This window comes from Flavobacterium daejeonense DSM 17708 (assembly GCF_000425425.1).
Taxonomy (GTDB): Bacteria; Bacteroidota; Bacteroidia; order Flavobacteriales; family Flavobacteriaceae; genus Flavobacterium; species Flavobacterium daejeonense.
Genome location: NZ_AUDK01000003.1, coordinates 87,105 through 107,941, shown reverse-complemented (window position 1 = coordinate 107,941; position 20,837 = coordinate 87,105). Strand labels below are relative to the sequence as shown.

The window sequence follows — 20,837 nt, the reverse complement described above, 5'->3', positions numbered from 1 at the left end:
CAGGACTTTGTAATAAGAAGAAGAAAAGAGGTCAGTAGTAATATTCAGCCAAACACTGCCATCCACCGCCAATGACTACCACATTCTTATAGCCACTAAGTACAGCCTTTAAATTCACGCCCGAACATTAAAACTAAAAAATAATGCAGGGAGAAGACGATTTAAGAGGGCTTGCCAAGATAATGGCTTTTATGCGAGCAGTCAGTATTCTTTTGGTACTGATGCACCTTTATTGGTTCTGCTACGGTTTCTTTTTAGAACGTGGCTGGACGTTGGAACTAATCAACAAGATATTAGGCAATTTCGACCGGACGGCAGGTTTGTTCTCACATACCCTTTACACCAAAGCATTCGCTTTGGTTTTACTGGCTTTAAGCTGCTTAGGCACAAAGGGCGTAAAGAATGAGAAGATAACCTGGTCTAAAATCTACGTGGCTTTGTGCGTTGGTTTTGCTCTGTTCTTTCTGAACACGCCATTGCTAAAGCTATCTCCGGCAACGGGCACATTCCTGTATGTCCTTACTATTTCTTTAGGCTATATCGCTTTGCTGATGGCGGGTGTATGGATGAGCCGCTTGCTCCGTACCAATCTTATGGACGATGTTTTCAATAACGAGAACGAGAGCTTTCAGCAGGAAACTAAGCTGATGGAAAACGAGTATTCCGTCAATCTACCCACCAAATTTTACTACAAAGGCAAATGGAACAACGGTTGGATAAACATTGTCAATCCTTTCAGGGCATCAATCGTGTTGGGTACTCCGGGTTCCGGTAAATCTTATGCCATCGTAAACAACTACATCAAGCAGCAGATAGAGAAAGGCTTTAGTATGTACATCTACGATTTCAAGTTTGACGACCTATCGACAATTGCCTACAATCATTTGGTGAAGCACAGAGATAAGTACAAGGTACAGCCGAAGTTTTACGTGATAAATTTCGACGACCCACGCAAGAGCCACCGTTGCAACCCACTCAATCCCGACTTTATGACGGACATATCAGATGCTTACGAAGCGGCATATACCATAATGCTGAACCTCAACAGGTCGTGGATACAGAAGCAAGGCGATTTCTTCGTCGAGAGCCCGATAATCCTTTTGGCAGCTATAATATGGTATCTGAAAATCTATGATGACGGTAAGTATTGTACATTCCCACACGCTATTGAACTCCTGAATAAAAAATATTCTGACGTATTTACCATTTTAACCTCATATCCCGATTTAGAAAACTATTTGTCGCCTTTTATGGATGCATGGCAGGGAGGCGCACAAGATCAATTACAGGGACAGATTGCATCTGCAAAAATTCCTCTATCAAGGATGATTAGCCCACAACTTTACTGGGTAATGACGGGCGATGATTTTACGCTTGACATCAACAACCCGAAAGAACCTAAAATTTTGTGCGTGGGTAACAATCCCGACCGTCAAAATATTTATTCCGCAGCTTTGGGTTTATACAATTCGAGGATTGTAAAGCTGATAAATAAAAAGGGACAGCTAAAGAGTTCCGTTATCATAGATGAGTTGCCCACAATTTATTTCAGGGGACTGGACAATCTTATCGCAACGGCGAGAAGTAATAAGGTAGCGGTATGTTTGGGCTTTCAGGATTTTTCGCAATTAACAAGGGATTACGGCGACAAGGAAAGCAAGGTAATACAGAATACTGTCGGTAATATATTCAGTGGTCAGGTGGTTGGCGAAACAGCAAAAAGCCTTTCGGAACGTTTCGGTAAAGTATTACAGAAACGCCAGAGTATGACCATTAACCGCAACGATAAATCAACCTCTATCTCCACACAGTTAGACAGCCTTATTCCGGCTTCCAAAATTTCAACACTTACACAGGGTATGTTTGTCGGCTCTGTATCAGATAATTTCGATGAACGTATTGAGCAAAAAATATTTCACGCTGAAATAGTAGTGGATAATGAAAAGGTAGCCGCCGAAACTAAAGCCTATCAGCAAATACCGCAAATTTTATCTTTTGTAAATGAGCAGGGCGAGGATAAAATGAAACAGGAAATTGAAAGCAATTACCGTCAGATAAAACAGGATATTGTACATATTATCGAAACAGAATTGGAGCGCATTAAGAATGACCCGAACTTGCAACATTTGGTGCAGCAGGAATAGAAAGCGAAGATGATTATTTGGATTGTATAGATAAATTATATACTTTAGCCACTGAAATATTTAGTCAATGAACAATAATAAATCTGATAATATCATTCAGCAATTTAGGATGGCAAGCCGAAAGTATTCGGATGCCTCGATTTTTATGCACGAAGCAATTGCCCGTAAAGCAGGGCTTACAGGTTCAGACCATAAATATTTGGGGCTTATCCTGCAACACGAGCAACTCACGGCAGGCGACATTTCAAAACTTACAGGATTGACAGGAGGGGCTGTCACAGGTTTAATTGACCGTTTGGGAAAAAAGAAACTTCTAAAAAGACAGTCTTCTAAAGATGACAGACGGAAAGTAATCATCGTTCCGAATATGGAAAATAGTATGAAACTATTACAGCCTATTTTTAGTGGGCTACAACAAAAAACAACTGACCTACTGGCTACATTTTCTGAAAGGGAAATTAAAGTTATCGAGCGATATTTTAATGAAGCAGCTATAATAATGAATGAAACAACTAACAATCTAAATAGTAAATAAAATGGTTAAAATGGAAAATATAACAGCATCCTACTTAATGAGAGCCGAACTATGGCTTTGCATTACTACGCTCATTTATTTCTTAATGAATGGAGCGCAAATTTTTGAAACACTTGTATTTGTTCCTAAATGGACAGCTTCGCCACCTGACAATTTCAACCTTTTACTGGACGGAAAAGGAGCAAGCCTTAAAAACTTTTGGATTGTCTTCCACTCCATACACGAAATTACTTTCATTCTTGCCATTGTTTTTTGTTGGAAAATAGACCCAGTGAGAAATTGGTTACTGATTTTATTTGCCGTCCATTTTGCCGTAAGGGTTTGGACACTTTCATTTTTTGCACCAAACATTATTGACTTTCAAAAAATGGCTGAAACGCCATCATTGGCAAAAGACCTGATAAATCGAACCTCGATATGGCAGACCCTAAACTATATAAGAGTAGCCATTTTCATAGTTGTGTCCCTTGGGCTTATACCGCTATGTATAAGGTTGTTTAGCCTTCGTCATTAATACAATGAAAAACTTTATATTCTCTATTCAATAAATTGATGGTTTATAAAAATTAGGTGTATGATAAAAAAATAGAATTAAGTAAATGATGTGCTAAGGAGTGCCTAAATACGCAGATTTAGGCACTTTTAGCATAACCCCAAATCAGGAATTTCAAAATGAAGCGAATGGATAAATTTTACAATGAAACATATCTTAAATTGGAAACCGCAATCCAGGAACTGGAGATTGAAACCGACTGCCCCATAAAAAGAATAGAAGCGGTTATACAGCTTATCATTCAAAGCCTTGCCGACTTAAAGGAGTTTGTACTGAAAAACGACTTTAAGAATGTGGAAGAAGAAATCCATTTTTTCAAGTATCAGAAACCTGTTATTGTTTCAAAGCTCATCTACTACAATACCATATATAAAATCGAAACGAGAAGACCGTATGGAAACAAACGCATCAGGAAATATTTTACTAAAGAACTGAAAAAACTAAAAAGGTTCTTTGACAATAACCTTGATTTTTACAAATATTACCGGAGCAATAATTCTTTCGTTGACGAGAAGTTTTTTGTACGTGGGAAGCACGATATAAGACTATGGTTAGACACTTTTTATTTCGAGGCAGACCATCGCTTTTCTACTTCGCACGATTACAAGGTTGCCAAGATAATTGCCAATGACCTGATACAAGTATATTTGGAAGACAGGTTAAACAACGTCAATATTAAAAAGGTTTCAGACAATTCGTTGAAATGGACAGCAAGCAAAACTGCACTCACGGAACTCATTTATGCACTGTACTCCCACGGTGTATTTAACAATGGGAATACAGACATAAAATTGATTGCTAAAACTTTTGAAGATGCCTTTAATATTGAATTAGGCGACTTTTACCACACGTTTATGGAACTGAAAGCCCGTAAGATGAACCGAACGAAATTCCTTGACAATCTATGTGAAGCACTGATTAAAAAAATGGACGAACAAGACGAAAAGTAACAACCCTTACAATACCCCACGAGGCAAATGAACGCCTTTTGTTCGTATAATGCTTTCCTGAACCTTTGGAGCTTCATTCTGCCTTTCTGCCTGCTCTGGAACATCTTGTTTGGTTTCGGGTGTAATGGATAGCTGTATCTTTCTTTCTACGGCAGCCAGTTCCGTTTTAAGCTCACTCAATCGGCTTTCCTTAGACCAAGTACCGTTAACCACTTCCTGAAGTATAGGCAGGTCTTTTTGTATTTCAGCAATTTTCTCCTGTTCCTGCTTCACAAAGCCCGGCAGTTTTTCCAAAGCCCTCAAAAAATTCATTGCAGCAGTTTCGGGGTCTTTTGCCATCAGACCGTTATTGTAGGTGTATTTGATATTGCCTTCGCCCTGCACTAAAAATCGGTTTACACGAATATCTACGCCCTCTTTTTCGGACATTTCGGTTTTGACCAACAGTGTAAAACCATACAAGCTGCCTATCTCTTCATACTGACCTGTGGTGCGGGCTTTATCCGCAATCTCGTTCAGCTTCGCACCGATTTGTTTCGGATTTGCATTGGACGGCAAGCCATCCAACAGCACAGGGTTTTCGATTGTATCGTCGGAACGCTTTTGCAGGCGTCGCTGTAAGTTTTCCCAGTCTGTACTCATCCGGTTCAAACGTGATTGAGTGCTTTGCAGCATTTCCGTATAATCCTGTACCTTAAATTTAGCACCGGATTTAGAACGGTTGAACGCCTGCTTTTCGCTTTCCAGTCCGGCAATCTGTTTTTCCAGTTTGGCTTTATCCAACAGGTCTGTATTTCCTGACAGGATTGCCACATATTCCGAAAAGTTCATTCCCGATTTTTCGTCCATACTTCCCTCGTCAATCGTTCTTTTAGTAAGGTTGTTGGTCTTTAACTGGTCGATGAAAAGTTGCTTATTGTACAGCAGGTTGAATTTGTAACTATCCAAAGATTTTTCAACGGCATAGATAATCACAGCCACTTTATTATCGGCAAAGAATTTGGCAATCTCATTGCCTTTACGGATTGCCCGCCCGTCCCTTTGGGCAAGGTCTGACGGTCGCCAAGGCGTATCTAAATGATGAACGGCAATGGCTTTTTTCTGTGCGTTTACACCAGTTCCGAGCATACTCGTAGAACCGAACAACACACGGATTTTGCCCTCGTTCATTCCGTTGATAAGTTCCTTACGTTGCTTATCATTTTTGGCTTCCTGAATAAACCTTACTTCGTGGGCAGGTATGCCGTGGTCTTCCACGAGCTTGCGTTTTATTTCGGAGTACACATTCCATTCGCCCAGCTTGTAGGTTCCCAAATCCGAGAAAACGAACTGCGTTCCTTTCTGTGCGTTGAACTGGTTGTAATACTTGGCAATGTTTGCGGCACAATGCGAAGCCTTGTTGTCCGGGTGGTCGTCGTAGATACCGCTTACCATACGCATATCGAGCGACATCTTACGGGCGTAGTCCGTAGCAATAAGCATCTTTGCTTTTTCTTCCCTTTGCGACAAAGGTTCTCTTCCGAGCAAAGTAGCATCGCCCGTTTTGGCAAACTGCATCAGACTTTGTATAAAGGCTTCTTGGTCAGGCGTTGGTGGTATATTGTAAAGAATTTCGTTTTTGTTTGGGCGGTCAATACCAATATCCTTTGCCGTTCTGTAATCCGTGATTTCAGAATAGAATTGCGCCAGTTCCGGCACTTTGATAAAGTAGCGGAAACGCTCTTTTGCTACAATATTGTTGGCTACCGAAAATTCATAATCGGTCGTTTTCCTTGCATAGATAGCTGCCCACGCATCAAAAGAATGAATGCCTTGCTTTTCCAATGCACGGGGGCGCAGGTATTTGAACAGCAGGTACAGCTCCGTTAATGAATTGCTGATAGTTGTACCCGAAAGAAAGGTTGCGCCCATATCCGCATTGGTACGCTCCTGAATGGTGCGAATGGCAAAAAGCAGGTTCAGTGCCTTTTGGCTGCCGTCCACGTTACCCAGTCCGGCAACCCATGTATGACGGGTGTTGAACATCAGGTTTTTGAACTGGTGGCTTTCGTCCACAAACAAATGGTCTATGCCCATCATCTTAAAGTCCACAATATCATCTTTGCGGTTTTCAATATCGTGTTGCAGCGTTTTAAGCTTTACTTCAAGATTTTCTTTCCGCTTGATTACCCCGGCAAGCATTCCCCTTGTAACTTCCTTACCTTGCGATTTCAGCGCATCGAGGTTACGTTCAACGCTGTCTAATTCTATTTCGAGAATTTCCTTTTGTATTTCGGGCGATTGCGGTATCATTCCGAACTGGTCGTGTGTGAGTATCACACAATCCCAATCATTATTTTTAATATCCCCGAAAATGCGCAGGCGTTTTTGCGGCGTAAAATCATCAATACCTGGATAAAGTATTTTAGCGTGTGGATAGGCTTTACGGTAATCTTCTGCAATGGCAGGTATATTCGCTTTCAGCCCGATTATCATCGGTTTATGAGCTAATCCCAAACGCTTCATTTCCTGCGCTGCGGTACACATTATGAGCGTTTTTCCTGCACCTACTTCGTGGTCGCAGATAGCACCGTTGTTCAGCTTTATCATCCAAACGGTGTCCTTTTGGCTTGAATACAGGTCTTCAATGCCTGCACCCTTGCGGTCTAATCCCGGAAATTCCTGATGGCTTCCGTCATAGTTCGGGCGAACGAAACAGTTAAAGGTATCGTTGTACTGGTCTGTTAGGCGATTTTTAAACTCATCGTTCTGTGCGTGTAGCCAGTCGGTAAAGGCGGTACGGATTTCATCAATCTTGGTGTTCGCCATTTGTATGGCTTCCATATCCCGTACTTTGACCTCTTGGTCGCCAACCATTACCTTTTTGGTAATATCAGGCGTGGTATTGACAAGGGCGTGTTTGAGCAGGGCAATACCGTCAAACGTGCGGCTTTCCGCTTTGACGGCATATTTTTCCCAAATGTGCATATTGCCCTGATGACACTTTACGGAAAAGTCGTCGGAGCTTTCGGAATAATGTACCAGTACATCCGCATCGAACAAGTGCGAAGCGAAACGGGCATAAATCCCGGTAGGTATCCACCGTTCGCCGAGGTTAAAATCCAGTTCCTCAAATTCAATACGTTTTGGTCGTGCTTCCTCTAAAGCGGTAAGGCTTTCTTTCGCTTCGGTATCATCAGGATTGTTTTCGAGATAGGCTCTTACTTCATCGGCTTTATCAACCACGTTGCCTGCAATCCAACGTTCGGCTATTTCGTATTCCTGTTGTAATGGATTATAGAACAACCGCCCGTGCAGGGCTTCTTTCAGGGTATCGGCAGGCAGGCTGCTGATTTCGGACATAAAGTCCAAATCCACATTTCCGTATTTGTTCAGTGAGGCGGCTAAAGCCTCTTCGGGATTATCGGTTGCTAACGTGGTGGTAGAAAAGCTAACGGGACGGCTGAAAATATCCGCTTTGTGGATTATGCCCCCAATGATACGCTCCAGATAAGGAATTTCTTTACCTGCGCTGTCCGTCTTTATTAGCTTGGCATTTTCGGCAACATTGAGATTGCCATATTTTTTGACAAAGCCATCGTACAGGAGGTTCAGCGTTTCCCGTTCTTCTTGGTGTTCGGTCTGCTTTTCAGCTTCTTTTTCGTATAGATTGATATAACTGTCTCTTACGGCAATATAGGCTTCGGCTCTTGCTTTCTGTGCCAACGGCAATTGCAATGGATGAAAGATTGCTTTTTTGTCTTCCTTTTCTACCTCTTGCAGATAACCTACCCAACCATTATCTACCACAAGGCAATCGTTACGGTGGAATGATTGCAGTTCGCCAGTGTACGGAGCAGGTTCAGGAATGGTAGTAATATTGATGACGGGAACGGCTGTCTTATCAGATTGGCCATTCCCATTTATTTGTAAAAACAGGTCGCCGATAGCTTCCTGTTTTTTGCCATTTATTGGGTTGGTTCCATTAGTAGCACTATTGGATTTTGACGACGTATAAGGTTGTCTTGCACTGCTAAATAGGTCGGGCTGATGACTTAATGTATCCCTTCTTTTATTAGTGCTTTGCCTTTTAGTTTGGGGAATTCTTTTAGGCGGAGCAAGAACCATTACAGGTTCGCCCGCACTTTCAAACAGGTCAAAAATGCTTAGTTGCTTTAATTCCTGCGGACTTTCCTGACGTACTACCGGAGTGGCTACAGGTTGCGGTTTTTGATGAATGATTACAGGCTTGATAACCGGAGGTGTAACCTTTGGTTCAATAGGAATTTGTATAAAAGGCTCATCGTTGCGTTCGCCTCTGTATAAATTCAAATTCAGATGGTTTCCAAAATCTTCGGAAAGCATTTGTTTTAAATCTTTGGCAATCCCTTCAACACCGTCTTTATGCGTATAGATTAAGGCAGGTTGACCGTATGGGTCGGTATCTAATTTTTGGTCGGTATGGATAATTCTTGTACTGTCCTGAAAGAGCGCATTGCCCGGCGTATTGTATTCGGTTGGCTTGCTTTGGCAAAACAGATCTTCCCTGTCGGTCAGATTTTCTTTTGCCGTATTTTTTTGCAGGATAATCAGGTCGCTGCCTACTTCCGTACCTGCATATTGGCTAAACAGGTTGTTAGGCAATCTTACAACCGAAACCAAATTATTATCCTGCATTAACGCCCTGCGTATGGCTTCGTTCTTAGGGCTGTTCAGAATACCCTGTGAAGTAATATAAGCCAACAAACCGCCCTCACGGAGCATTTCAGCACCTTTCAGAAAAAAATAATTGTGTATGCTTCGGGCAGCCTGTACTTTGGCATCGTCCCTGCTGCGGGAATAAGAAAGGTCAAATACGGAGGTATCGCCGAACGGTATGTTACTGGCGATTACATCATAGCTGTTTTGTTCCCTTTCGGGGATTTCTTCAAAGCCGTTTATACGGATATTGCTTTCGGGGTAAAGCTGCTTTAAAATCTTGCCTGTTAGTAAGTCTTTTTCATAAGCGGTAACACTGGCTTTCTGATGTTCCGAAAAGGATTGAATGAATGAACCAATACCTGCGGAGGGTTCAAGGAATTTATCAATTTGCAGACCATTATCCCTCAAGGCGGATGAAATGGCATCTATAACCTTTGGCGGGGTATAAAAAGCCGTCAGTACGGAACTTTTCATACTGTCCACATACCTGCGGTATTGCTTATCGTCTTGGGAATTTTCTTTGAGTAGTTGGTGGAGTTCCTGCGTGAGTGGAAAAAGGTCGTGTTCTGTTTTTCTCCAATGATTGATGTCTATTTCGTTTTCTACGGGGTTGAGAACGAATTTAAGACCGCCAAATCCGCTGTATCGCATCATTAGCAGTCTTTCGCCTACGGTGGCTTGCCGTTTCTCCTTTTCCAGTTTAAAAACAATTCGCAGGGCATCAATATTCTGTTGGAGATGGAACCGCTTACTGAAGCCCATTTTCCTCAATCCATATTTCGATGGTTCCGGTCAGTTCGGTATAGAGTAAATCAAACTCGTTTCCGTTGGCGAAATCATCAGTTAATTCATATCCTGCGAAAACAGGCTCACAGACGGGGAACATTTTAAGGGCGAACGGTCGCAGTTCCTCGTCTGCCATTATGGTATCAAATTCATTGCATACCACTTTGAAAACCGTGTCGAACTTGGAGAAGTGCAAGCCCTCAAAAAGTATGTAGTTGGCTATTTCGTTGCATTGCTCAATGGCGTTTCCCGAACGGAAAGCACCCTCATAAGCATTGGCAGCCCACGAAGACCGTTGGTCAATAAATTTTTGGTCGTGTGCCTTTTCGGGAAAGCTACTGTTTAATAATTCTTGCAGTCGTAATCTGAAATACGACAGGTCTTTTTGCTGTACATCCATACTTATTTTGTTTAGAATTTTACTTAAATCCTAAAATTATAAGCAGGAGCAAATGCCTCTGATAATGTTGTAGGGTTTGGCTTTGAAAGGCAGGATTTGGCGTAATATGGCAACAAAAAACCTCCGATAATTCAGAGGTTCATTTTTTATGGCTTGTTCAAGATTTGAAGCATCCTGCCGACTTCTATATCCATTCTCGAAAAGGCAAACCATTTTTTGCCCAGGTCTTTGAGCGATGCCCCAATGTGGTAGAGTTCTGTATAATCAATAATCAAAAAACGGTCGTGGGCATCGGAAAACAATTCAATGTCTATTGGAGGATATTGGCTATTGTAACGTTGCAAATCTAACCGTAGCTGATTGCTGATACTTTTGGTAAGGATTGTAGCGGTTACATTAACCTTACGCTTACCCAACAAAGTAAGCACCGTATCATCCACATAATTATCAAGCAGGATAATAGAGCTTTTGGCACTTCGGATAATATCGGAAACAAAGGCGTAGGCATCAAAAATCTGCCCGTTGTAGAAAATGCCTTTTTCGCTGTGGAGCTTGTCGCTTTCCAAAGCCTTAAAAATCTCTTCAAATTTTTGGTCTGCTTCCAGTTGCTTTAACTCGATATTATCCAAACGATGAAACAAAGAAGCATTGCTGATAAGCATACGCCGCATTTCTACAAAGGCTTCCATTATTTCCACACTCATTTTAACGGCTATATCCGAACGGAGTATCGCAGATGCCATTGCAACGCCTTGTTCGGTAAAAACATAGGGCAAATAACGTCTGCCGCCGTAGTTTAAACTTGAGGTTCCAAATTGGAACCTCAAGTTTTCAACTTCCTCTTCGGTCAGTTGAAAGCAGAATGATACAGGAAAACGCTCAATGTTTCTTTTAACGGCTTTGTTCAGGTTCTTTGTTTCTACCTGATATAAGGCAGCGAGGTCGCTATCCAACATTACCTGTTTGCCCCGGATAGTATAAATCAGGTTTCTAATTTCTTTGGGTACGATTGACGGTTTATTTTCCATTGCGTTTACTGCTTTTGTTTTTTTCAAACTCAAAGGAACTTTCAGCGTTTTCTTTCAGAATGATGTAAGCATCGAATTTCTTTCCGGCTTTGCTTGTCATCCCTTTAATTAAAGAGGTTTTGCCTTTATTGACAAGGCTTGTTACATTTTCGATACTGATTTGCACACCGCAGACGATACGGAACTGCACCCAGTTACAAGCCTCATCAGGGCATTTCACAATTTTGTCACGGATAATGAGTTGCTGACTTTTGCATTTCGGACAGGTCAGTTTCGGCTGATTGGTGCTTGCAATAGAGGTTTGTAGCAATTCATCGGTAATGGATTTGGCATAGGTTTCCATTTCCTTTTGGAATGTTCCTGCATTCGCTTCATTGTTCTCGATTTTCTGCAATGCCAATTCCCATTCGGCGGTCATTGCTACATCCGCAATTTTTCGGTCTTTGACAAGTCCGTACACCTGCAATCCTTTTTCCGTAGGGATTAAAGAACGTTTATCCCTTTGGATATAATTGCGGGTAAACAGGGTTTCGATAATAGCGGCTCTTGTAGCCGGAGTACCGATACCGATATTTTTGAGAGCTTTGCGCTCTTCCTCATTCTCGATTTCTTTCCCTGCGGTTTCCATAGCGGACAAAAGCCCGGCTTCGGTATAAAGCACTGGAGGTTTGGTCTGCTTTTCCAAAACGGTGGCTTCCTTTATTTTGAGTTCCTCACCTTTATTCAGTTCGGGTAGTTCCTGCACTGGCTCTTCGCCATCATCTGTAAAACTCCCTTTAATAGAACGCCAACCTGCTTCCTGAATTTTACAGCCTTTTGCCGTAAAGTCGTAATGCAATACCTGTAATGATACATCGGTTATTTCTTTGACACAGGCTTGTGATATGGCTTCGAGCAACCGAAGCGCAATCATATTGTAAATCTTGTTTTCGTCTGCATTGAGTACCGACGGCACTTTATCCGTAATCAACAAACCGTGATGGTCCGTTACACGGAGGTCATTCACGATACGTTTGTTGAACCGTCCCCATTTGATTTTGGTAAGGGCTTGCTTGCAATCTTCCCGGTTCTGCAAAGCCCGCACAAGGTTTGGAATTTCTGCCCACATATCTTCAGGGATGTATTTGCTTCCAGTACGTGGGTAAGTGATAAACTTCTTTTCGTACAGGCTTTGTGCGATATTAAGGGTTGCTTCAGCAGATAATTTCAGCCGTTTGTTGGCTTCCTTTTGTAAGCCTGTCAGGTCGAAAAGCAAGGGCGGTTGTTCGGTAACACTTTTGGTTTCTGCTGATGTAACGGTTGCCGTTGCGCCACGCTGAATGGCTTTAAGGGTATCATCAGCAAGATGCTTTTCGTCCCATTTGGTTGCGGAAATACTTTTGAAATCAACCTGGGCTTTATGGTGCGTTAATTGTATCTGCCAGTATTTCTTTACCGTGAAATTCTTATTGTCGAGGTAGCGTTTGCATATCAAAGCCAGTGTGGGCGTTTGTACTCTTCCGAGCGAATAGATACCGTTACCTGCGGCAATGCTCAATGCCTGCGTAGCATTGATGCCTACAAGCCAATCGGCACGGCTTCTGCCTTGTGCTGCCTGATACAGTCCGTCAAATGCTGCCCCGTCTTTCAGGTTGTCAAAGCCTTGCTTTATTGCCTTTTCGGTAAGTGAACTTATCCAAAGGCGTTCAAAAGGCTTATTGCATTTCAGGTATTCATAGATGTACCTGAAAATGAGTTCGCCCTCACGACCTGCATCGGTAGCAACGATGATGTTGTTGCTTTTCGTAAAAAGCTGCTCAATGACTTTCAGTTGCTTTAATGCGCCAGTATCGGCGGTGTACCCTTTATCTTTTTTGACCTTGCGGACGGTCAATAAAAACGGGTTGGGCAATATCGGCAGGGATGCTTTATCAAATCCCGAAATGCCATAATCTTCGGGCATTCCCAGTCCTATTAAATGACCGAATGCCCACGTAACAAAATAGCCGTTACCTGTCAGGTAGCCGTCCTTTTTATCGGATGCTCCCACAAGTCCGGCTATTTCCCTTGCTACGCTTGGTTTTTCTGCAATAATTGTTTTCATATTATACTACATTTTTCTGCCTTTTGATTTTGCAGGCTTGTTGTCCTGTTGCTCCTGCTGTTTCTCGTTTTTTGGACTTTGCTGCCCGGATTTCAAAGGCTCTTGGACGTTCTTGGTCGCTTCATTGGTTTTACCCTCCGAATTGACGGCAGTCTGCGTTTTATGAGTTTCGGCAGGTTCTACTCGTGTTTTATATTGACCGGGAAACTCAAAATTGGTCTTTCCGGTATCTTTGTCAAAAGTGATGTAACCTTTATATGGTTGGTCTTTTTTATCTTTCAGTTCAACGTATATGGTTTGTCCGGCTTTGAACTTATTGTACTGCTCATCATCCAGTTCTTTGCCCCTGAAAGTTCTTGGAGCTTCCTGCGGTTGGCTTTGCTGATTGTTTTGTTGGGTGTTCTGTTGGTTCGTTTGCGCCTGCTGATTGTTGTTGCTTCTGTCAAACAGGAACTCAACGTATCGTTTGTCCGCATTGAATTGTACCGTTGCCGAAAACTCCGTTCCTTTCGTGGAAATCATACCCTCTAAATAGAGTGGTTTTCCCTCCATTAAAGTTTGCTTTTGTTCCTCATTCAGCTTTACGCCCTTAATTTCATCGGGGATTTTGACAAACTCCGTGCGCAGTGCAATCACATCATTGGTCAGCCTGTCAATGCTGATAATGGACGGCATCAGTTCGCCTGTTTTGGAATTTACGAGATTGACCACACGCCCCATATTGCCCGTTTCGAGCAGGTTTTTCTTGTCTTCGTCCGTAAACTTGTGACCGAAAAACTCAAAGTGCAGGTTAGGTTCTCTTTTGATACCGTGTATTGCCACGATAACATTGCCATCTTCCGCTTGCTGTAAAGACAGGCGGGCATCCGTGCGGAGGATAGAACCACCGAGGTTAATGCCTATCGGTAAAAGTTCATTGGTTTTGTAACCTCGTAACAAAGGGTCAAGCAGGTTTCTTTTTTCAAGATATTCCTTGCTTAATCCGAGGTTTTTCATTGTGTCCCAATCAATCTGCTCCGGTTTGTAGCGGTATTCGCTTGCTTCCGTTGTTGTTTGTGCTGTTGCCATATTATTTTGATTTTCTTGTTTTTTATCCGGTTGGGGTTCTGCTTTCACTTCGTGTTCTTTCAGCACCTTTTCGCCTTGTGGAGTGGGCTTATCTACGTGCTTTTGGAGTTCCTGCGCTTTTTCAGCAGCAACCGGGGCAGGCACTTTGAAGAAAGTAAAGTTTGTAGGGTTCTTTAACTGACTGAAAAAATTGGAAAAGAAGTTGGAAAAGAAATCGCCGCTTTTGTCCACACGCATAAACTGGTTTTGGTTCTTCTTGGTGGGGTCAACGGTTTCCATTTTCCCGTTTTCGTCAATACTCTTTACCGCCTGGATTTTCATTTTCTCTTTATCCAGTACGAGTAATATGTCCGAAAGCTGTTCGGGCATTTCCTGTTTATTTATTGTTTCTTCGCTCATAGTCTGAAAATTTTAAAATTTCACGGTCGAATGTAAAGGAAGCCTTCACTGATTTGCACTATGTGGTACTCAAAGGCAGTGTTTGTCACTTATTGGCATCCAGTTTGGGCAAGGGCGGGTTAAAACTTTCCCTGATGAACTGATGCACATCGGACAGCTTGTAATACAATTTTCCGCTAATGGTATAATAAGGGAGCTTACCTATGGAGCGATAGCGTTGCAGGGAACGGTTACTGATTTTCAGCATTTGCAATAAATCCTGATTGTCGAGTAATTCTTCACCGTCTATGCTGTTGCGCTTCTTTTGTAAATCGTCTATGTGGTTGCCGAGAATGTCAAGCCTGTCCATTATGCGTTCCATCCACGCCACAAATTCCATTTTGTCGATATTCATACGGGTACGCTTTTAATGATTACCTGATTTCAGCTTTCTGCCTTTTTCGATATAGCTTTTGCCTTTCGTCATAAGCTGCTCCACATATTCATCGGTGGTCTGCACGGCGTTAGCGTTGAGCATTTCCTTGATAGCACCAATCGTATAGAAATACTGCCCGTATATTTTTGAAAAAGCAATCTGCCCGTTAGTGCGCATACGCCACAATGTTTTTTCGCTGATGTGGAGATACTGACAGACTTCGTGATTGTTGAGCCACAAACTATCGTAGCTTGTATCTTCCAGTTTAAGGATATATTCGCTAATGGCTTTCAACCGTTCATTGAGGTGCTTCCACACTTCTTCGTCAACTGTTATAATATTCATTGCACTGTTGTTTAATGTTCACAGGGCAAAATTCAGAAGTGTGGCAGTATTTGTCTGCCAATGCTTACCCATTGGTTTGGCACTTTTTTGAAAATTTTTGCAATGAGAAAAACCCTTATTGAATAAGGGTTTTAGTAGTTTTAGGTTATTTGGTTGTAACCTTTTGCCAACATTTGCCAATTGGCAAATGTTGGCAAAGAAAAAGCAGTACACAAAATGTACTGCTTTGAAACATCTTTGCTGCTACGGCTAAAGGTCTTTATCCATATATTCTTCGAGGGAAATTTTGAGTTGGTCTAAAAACGCTGTCCGGGAGCCTGCTCTTGTTTTCATTCGATGGAAAGAATGATGTATGTCGTTTAAGGGCGTTTGGAATAAGATTTGAAAAATCAATGCTAATTTTCTGATGCCTAATTTGCCGTATGCAATAGAGTTGGAAGCATACAGGGCGTAAATCAATTCAATAAGTGCATTTTGTGAATTAGTCCACGAAATGTCTTTGTGTGTATCTCCGTTTATTAAAATGGTATCGGGATTTTTTTCGGGATTTATTTTGGTAAGCAAAAAAGTATAAAGTAATTCATTGGCTATAATATGGGCAACTTTGTTATCGTAATAAGTAGAAAAGCTAAGGTCAATTTCAAATACACCACTTTTTAAACCATCGTGGTAATTGATTTTTCCGAGCCTGAAATAACTATGGTCACGGTCAGTTCTTCCTGCACGGTAGTACCTGTAAAAATCTTCATTGGATATGCTTTCCTTATATTCGCATTTTAGGATTTTAAGTTGGTTTTCAAAGTAACTTTGGTGTATTTTCCCGGTACTTACAGGGCAGGTGGTTTCAATACGGAATACTTTATTGTAATAAATGAGTTTTCCTAAAATCTGTGGTTTAATGTTCTTGAAAAAATTGATTTCCTGCTGTTCATCCTTAAATCCTGTCTGTAAGACTTTCATCTTTATAGTAAACAGCATTTCCTTCAGGAATAAGGTCATTTGGTAAGCCTCATCCGCAGTTTGCATCATTTGAGAAGATAACTTGTCTTCCTTATGCTGAATTTCCGATAATATTTTGTTCAACACGATTTCCATAGCTTAGACGTTTAGAGATTAGCACTACTTGTTTCGGAATTACATCTTTGTTGATTTGTCAAAACTTGGAAATAATCTTGGAACCAATATCACAGGTTGCCCCCATATTGGGAAAGATTTATTTTTAATTACTGTTTCTGAAAGGATTAGAAAAAACAGAAAAAGGGTTAAGTACGCTACGACTTAACCCTTTTTTTATTAAATTTGCAGTAATGATTTACAAGGTAATCAGATGAAAGCGAGTGCAGTAAGCACCATTACTAAATCGTTACCGATAGCACTTTCGGTTCTTGTAAACTACTCTTTATTAGCTACTTTGGGCTATATTAATCTTTTTTCTTTAAAAAAATAAAAGGATTTCTACTGCAATCCCTACCAAAGCGAACTGACAAAACAATATAAAAGTAGAAAAATTATGGAAGAATTATTATGTAAAAAGTCCTATTATTGTAAACCAATAACAGGACTAAAAATGAGCTGTAAATCTATTTTAGGATTAAGTATAAATATGTAAACTTTTTTTAGGACGAGACAGGGAAAAATATACTGAAGAATTCATAAAAAATAATAAAAAAAGGAATACTATTTTCATACTCACATTTGGTTTTATTGGTGGCTTAAGTTATATCATATTTAAATTATTGATTTTATTTTTATGACATCATAAATAAAAAAACAAAACCCGACAACTTTCAAAAAGCTGTCGGGTTTTGTAATTAAGAGAAGAAGTAAAATTACTTCAGTTCATAAACATTATTTTGTGCTTTTACATCCGCCATTAAACCGCTTGGGTCAATGGTAATTTTTTTGATGATGCTTTTAGGTTTTGAAATAGTCAATTCGTATTTTGGATTCGCCCAAGGCCAGTCATTCAAGACTGTTCTTTTAATAGCCGGATTAGGATTGACTTTTTCAAAAAATAGCATTCGCAACGGAATATAAAAACTCTCAACAGTCCCATCAGTATATTCCACCTGCAAATCGACAGGCATTGGCATGCGACCCATTCGCTCTAAACTTACTGTTGTATTTGATCCATTTTCAGTAACAGCACTAATTCCGTAATCAATGGTGTTTGTGGTTTGTGTCCAATCGGTCAGATACCAATCGAGTTCCGCTCCCGAAACCCGTTCGGCGGTGCGTTTGATATCATTGGGAGTGGGATGCTTGAATTTGAAATCATGGTAATATCTTTTAATGGTTTCAGCCAGTTTGTCCTGACCAATTAAATAACCTAATTGCGACAAAAATATACTTCCTTTGACATAAGAAGCAATACTATAAGAACGGTTAAAATCATAACGGTCACCATGCGTGGTTAGCGGCTGTTCTTTACCGGAATTTACCAGTGAATAATACACTTTATAATTCCCTTCAAATGGGTTTGCTACTTTTTTTCCGGTGATTTCATTTACCGCCAAATCTTCTACATAAGTCGTAAAACCTTCGTCCATCCAGGGATGTTTGGATTCATTAGAAGCCAAAACATGTTGGAACCAATTATGCCCTAATTCATGAGTAGCGGTTCCAAAAATACCTTCCAAAGTCCCATTTCCTAAAATCAAAGTACACATAGCGTATTCCATTCCGCCATCGCCTCCCTGAATAAAAGAGTATTGTTTGTAAGGATAATCACCTATCGTTTTATTGTAAAAATCCATCACCTTAACCATTAAAGGCTGTAAATTTTTCCAGTTGTCGATGATTTTAGGATTGTTTTTGTACAAGAAATGCAAGTCCACATTATTTGGTCCTTTTACCACATCGTGCAGGTATTCTTTATCGGCAGCCCAGGTAAAATCATGTACCATTGGTGCAACGAAATGCCAGGTCAGTTTTTTGGTTTTCTTTGGGTATTTCACCTCAACACCGGCATCCTGATAGCCATGACCTATTTCGTTTGGATTTTGCAAATAGCCGGAACCTCCTAAAACATAATCTTTATCAATGGTAATTTTCACATCAAAATTTCCCCAAACGCCATGAAATTCTCTTGCGATATAGGGATCAGCATGCCATCCTTCAAAATCAAATTCGGCAATTTTAGGATACCATTGCGACATGGAAAATGCAATTCCTTCGGCATTATTTCTACCCGAACGACGAATTTGCACCGGAACCTGTCCGTCAAAATTCAGCGTAAAAGTAGTTTGGGTATGAGGTAAAATGGGTTTTGCCAAAATCACTTCCAAAATAGTCCCTACCGTTTTGGTTATTGCAGCAACGCCATCTTGTTTGAAATTAGCTATTTTCAAATACCCAATTTCATTAGGTTTTAATTGCTGAATGCGGTTTTCTTTAATTTCAACTCCATCTACTTTGGTTTTTCTGACCATTCGGGCATCGGGATCTGGAATGTAATCGGCTCTTTCGGCCATTTCACTTCCCGGCTGAAAAGCATTGGGATACAAATGATAATACACTTTTTTTAAAGTATCTGAGGAATTATTGGTATATACCAATTCCTGTTTTCCTTTGTATTGAAAATGTTCTGCATCCATGGCTACTTCCATCTTATAATCAACAGCCTGTTGCCAGTAAGGAGTGTTTTGCCCCATTACAGCAAATGCATTCGAAAAAAGTAGTGCTAAAAAAAAGATTTGTTTCATTTGATTATAAATAAAAAATGGAAGGATGATGTGTCCTTCCATTTGGTTACTATATTATAGCGTTATTTTTTTGACATTTCATTAGCCATTAAAATCGCATTGTAAGCATTTACTATTCTTCCTGTTTTTGACAATTCTTTAAACGGACGAACATCATTTGGATTCCCTCCTACAACCACATCTTTGTTTATAGCAACTCCGGAATCCATCAAAATATGTTTTACCTGGGAAGCTGTCAGTTTTGGATAATACGAACGGATTAAAGCAGCAACTCCGGCCACATTCGGCGCTGCCATCGAAGTTCCCTGTAAAAATCTATATTTATTATTTGGAACCGTAGCATAAATTTTCACACCAGGAGCAAATACGTCCACGTTGATTTTTCCAATATTTGAAAAACGAGCCGGAAGATTTTCATCGTATTCAAAATTTAATGCTCCAACTGTAATTAGATTATCTGAAATCTCCGTTTTTTTATCTTCGGAATCATTAGGAAAATTATCATAAAAATCTATATTTTTAGCATCATTCCCTGCTGCATGTACAATTAAAACATCTTTTTTAGCAGCGTATTTAATAGCATCAAAAACCCAGTTTTTATGTGGAGAAAATGCTTTCCCAAAACTTCCATTAATAACTTTAGCTCCATTGTCTACCGCATATCGAATAGCTAAAGCGATATCTTTATCATACTCATCGCCATCAGGCACGGCACGAACGGTAAGAATTGCAACATTATCAGCAATTCCGTCACCACCAATGTTGTTATTTCTCATTTGAGCAACAATTCCGGCTACGTGAGTTCCATGAAGTGCTTCTTCTTTATCAGGACCCATCACGTTATTGTTTCCATAATGCGTATCCGTAATATCATTTGGTTTATCACCCAGAATCTTTCTGTAATCAATATCAAGACTCTCTTTGTCATTCAACAATTCGTTTTGAGCATCGATTTGTTTTTGAATTTCTGCTTTCAAATCGGCAATTGGTATTCCGTATGAAAACATTCTTTGTAAAATAGTTTTACTTTTTTGGACCAAAGTATCTTTCGATTCCAGTGCTTTCATTTCTTCTGCTGAATAAACATCTTTCCCTAACTGCTTTTTAATTACATTATCTGCGTTATCAAGACTAACAATCAATTTAGAATAATATTTTTGTTGATTTTCGGCATCTGATATTTTTTTATCGTATACTTTTTTAGCCTCCTGATAAGTCACCTCATCAACTAAACTTTTGTCTTTTAGAATTCTTTCGTATTCCAAATGCTCTTTAACGATATCACCCAGAAAATTCCATCCGTGAACATCATCTACAAAACCGTTTTTATCATCATCAATACCATTGTTTGGAATTTCTTTTGGATTAGACCATACCACTGATTTCAAATCTTCATGCTCAATATCTACTCCCGAATCAACAATTCCAACAATAACTTTTTGTCCTTTTCTGTTTTTCAACAATTCAGTATAAGCTCTGTCAACACTCATTCCGGGAATGGTATCTTTTACGATATCTAAATGACTCCAACGTTTTAATTGCGTTTCTGTTAATTCCTTATTTTTAGTAACATCTACAGGAGCTGTTATTGCATTGAAAGCGCTATAATTGGGCAGATTTTTTTGTGCACCACATCCTGCCAATACCAACGCAGAAATAAGTGAAAGACCACTAATTTTTATATTATTCATTGATTACTCTATTATTATATATTTTACAAATATACCAAAAGTATGTTTTTTTGTTA

Annotated in this window: 14 protein-coding genes; 4 read left to right on the top strand and 10 right to left on the bottom strand. The window is 40.3% G+C overall.

Features of this window, described 5'->3' with window-relative positions:
• The first annotated feature begins 143 nt into the window (after positions 1–143).
• The 4 genes from mobC to H599_RS0103815 all read left to right on the top strand — a co-directional run bounded on the left by mobC (position 144) and on the right by H599_RS0103815 (position 4,182).
• Entirely contained in the window at positions 144–2,144 is a 2,001-nt protein-coding gene (gene mobC, locus H599_RS0103830) for a conjugal transfer protein MobC (RefSeq protein ID WP_026712913.1), read from the top strand.
• Positions 2,145–2,211: 67 nt separating this feature from the next.
• Positions 2,212–2,679, top strand: coding sequence for a MarR family winged helix-turn-helix transcriptional regulator (locus H599_RS0103825; protein ID WP_026712912.1), 468 nt, complete (start codon positions 2,212–2,214; stop codon positions 2,677–2,679).
• A 10-nt stretch (positions 2,680–2,689) separates the two neighbouring features.
• Positions 2,690–3,193, top strand: coding sequence for a hypothetical protein (locus H599_RS0103820; protein WP_026712911.1), 504 nt, complete (start codon positions 2,690–2,692; stop codon positions 3,191–3,193).
• A gap of 167 nt (positions 3,194–3,360) precedes the next feature.
• On the top strand, positions 3,361–4,182 hold the full coding sequence (locus tag H599_RS0103815; protein WP_026712910.1) for an RteC domain-containing protein: 822 nt from the start codon (positions 3,361–3,363) through the stop codon (positions 4,180–4,182).
• A gap of 6 nt (positions 4,183–4,188) precedes the next feature.
• Here H599_RS0103815 and H599_RS0103810 read toward each other — a convergent pair whose 3' ends face one another.
• The 10 genes from H599_RS0103810 to H599_RS0103760 form a co-directional block, all read right to left on the bottom strand.
• Positions 4,189–9,624 carry an N-6 DNA methylase gene (locus H599_RS0103810; protein ID WP_026712909.1) on the bottom strand — a complete coding sequence of 1,812 codons (5,436 nt, stop codon included), beginning with the start codon at positions 9,622–9,624 and terminating at the stop codon, positions 4,189–4,191.
• The gene (locus tag H599_RS0103805) at positions 9,611–10,048 is read right to left on the bottom strand and encodes a DUF1896 domain-containing protein (protein WP_026712908.1); all 438 of its coding nucleotides are present in this window, start codon (positions 10,046–10,048) and stop codon (positions 9,611–9,613) included. The genes H599_RS0103810 and H599_RS0103805 overlap by 14 nt, the downstream gene beginning before the upstream one ends.
• 146 nt (positions 10,049–10,194) lie before the next feature.
• The gene (locus H599_RS0103800; RefSeq protein WP_026712907.1) at positions 10,195–11,076 is read right to left on the bottom strand and encodes an ORF6N domain-containing protein; all 882 of its coding nucleotides are present in this window, start codon (positions 11,074–11,076) and stop codon (positions 10,195–10,197) included.
• The gene (locus H599_RS0103795) at positions 11,066–13,159 is read right to left on the bottom strand and encodes a type IA DNA topoisomerase (protein ID WP_026712906.1); all 2,094 of its coding nucleotides are present in this window, start codon (positions 13,157–13,159) and stop codon (positions 11,066–11,068) included. The genes H599_RS0103800 and H599_RS0103795 overlap by 11 nt, the downstream gene beginning before the upstream one ends.
• Before the next feature lie 6 nt (positions 13,160–13,165).
• A complete protein-coding gene (locus tag H599_RS0103790; protein ID WP_026712905.1) occupies positions 13,166–14,626 on the bottom strand; it encodes a DUF3945 domain-containing protein in 1,461 nt (486 codons plus the stop codon).
• An 85-nt stretch (positions 14,627–14,711) separates the two neighbouring features.
• Positions 14,712–15,020, bottom strand: coding sequence for a helix-turn-helix domain-containing protein (locus H599_RS20500; RefSeq protein WP_002978404.1), 309 nt, complete (start codon positions 15,018–15,020; stop codon positions 14,712–14,714).
• A 12-nt stretch (positions 15,021–15,032) separates the two neighbouring features.
• Positions 15,033–15,386 (bottom strand): helix-turn-helix domain-containing protein, encoded by a 354-nt coding sequence (locus H599_RS0103780; protein ID WP_026712904.1) that lies wholly within the window; start codon positions 15,384–15,386, stop codon positions 15,033–15,035.
• Between the two features lie 249 nt (positions 15,387–15,635).
• Complete coding sequence (locus H599_RS0103770; protein ID WP_026712903.1) at positions 15,636–16,481, bottom strand: RteC domain-containing protein; 846 nt, start codon at positions 16,479–16,481, stop codon at positions 15,636–15,638.
• Positions 16,482–17,215: 734 nt separating this feature from the next.
• Positions 17,216–19,090: a M1 family metallopeptidase gene (locus tag H599_RS0103765; protein WP_026712902.1), complete on the bottom strand. Its 1,875-nt coding sequence runs from the start codon at positions 19,088–19,090 to the stop codon at positions 17,216–17,218.
• A gap of 62 nt (positions 19,091–19,152) precedes the next feature.
• The gene (locus H599_RS0103760; RefSeq protein ID WP_026712901.1) at positions 19,153–20,781 is read right to left on the bottom strand and encodes a S8 family peptidase; all 1,629 of its coding nucleotides are present in this window, start codon (positions 20,779–20,781) and stop codon (positions 19,153–19,155) included.
• Between the last annotated feature and the right edge of the window lie 56 nt (positions 20,782–20,837).

What these genes read in the sequence shown, in the direction of transcription:
- H599_RS20500 (WP_002978404.1), bottom strand. Translation starts at nt 15,020, where the DNA reads ATGAATATCGACAAAATGGAATTTGTGGCGTGGATGGAACGCATAATG.
- H599_RS0103760 (WP_026712901.1), bottom strand. Translation starts at nt 20,781, where the DNA reads ATGAATAATATAAAAATTAGTGGTCTTTCACTTATTTCTGCGTTGGTA.
- H599_RS0103815 (WP_026712910.1), top strand. Translation starts at nt 3,361, where the DNA reads ATGGATAAATTTTACAATGAAACATATCTTAAATTGGAAACCGCAATC.
- H599_RS0103765 (WP_026712902.1), bottom strand. Translation starts at nt 19,090, where the DNA reads ATGAAACAAATCTTTTTTTTAGCACTACTTTTTTCGAATGCATTTGCT.
- mobC (WP_026712913.1), top strand. Translation starts at nt 144, where the DNA reads ATGCAGGGAGAAGACGATTTAAGAGGGCTTGCCAAGATAATGGCTTTT.
- H599_RS0103810 (WP_026712909.1), bottom strand. Translation starts at nt 9,624, where the DNA reads ATGGGCTTCAGTAAGCGGTTCCATCTCCAACAGAATATTGATGCCCTG.
- H599_RS0103825 (WP_026712912.1), top strand. Translation starts at nt 2,212, where the DNA reads ATGAACAATAATAAATCTGATAATATCATTCAGCAATTTAGGATGGCA.
- H599_RS0103795 (WP_026712906.1), bottom strand. Translation starts at nt 13,159, where the DNA reads ATGAAAACAATTATTGCAGAAAAACCAAGCGTAGCAAGGGAAATAGCC.
- H599_RS0103820 (WP_026712911.1), top strand. Translation starts at nt 2,690, where the DNA reads ATGGAAAATATAACAGCATCCTACTTAATGAGAGCCGAACTATGGCTT.
- H599_RS0103780 (WP_026712904.1), bottom strand. Translation starts at nt 15,386, where the DNA reads ATGAATATTATAACAGTTGACGAAGAAGTGTGGAAGCACCTCAATGAA.
- H599_RS0103805 (WP_026712908.1), bottom strand. Translation starts at nt 10,048, where the DNA reads ATGGATGTACAGCAAAAAGACCTGTCGTATTTCAGATTACGACTGCAA.
- H599_RS0103800 (WP_026712907.1), bottom strand. Translation starts at nt 11,076, where the DNA reads ATGGAAAATAAACCGTCAATCGTACCCAAAGAAATTAGAAACCTGATT.
- H599_RS0103770 (WP_026712903.1), bottom strand. Translation starts at nt 16,481, where the DNA reads ATGGAAATCGTGTTGAACAAAATATTATCGGAAATTCAGCATAAGGAA.
- H599_RS0103790 (WP_026712905.1), bottom strand. Translation starts at nt 14,626, where the DNA reads ATGAGCGAAGAAACAATAAATAAACAGGAAATGCCCGAACAGCTTTCG.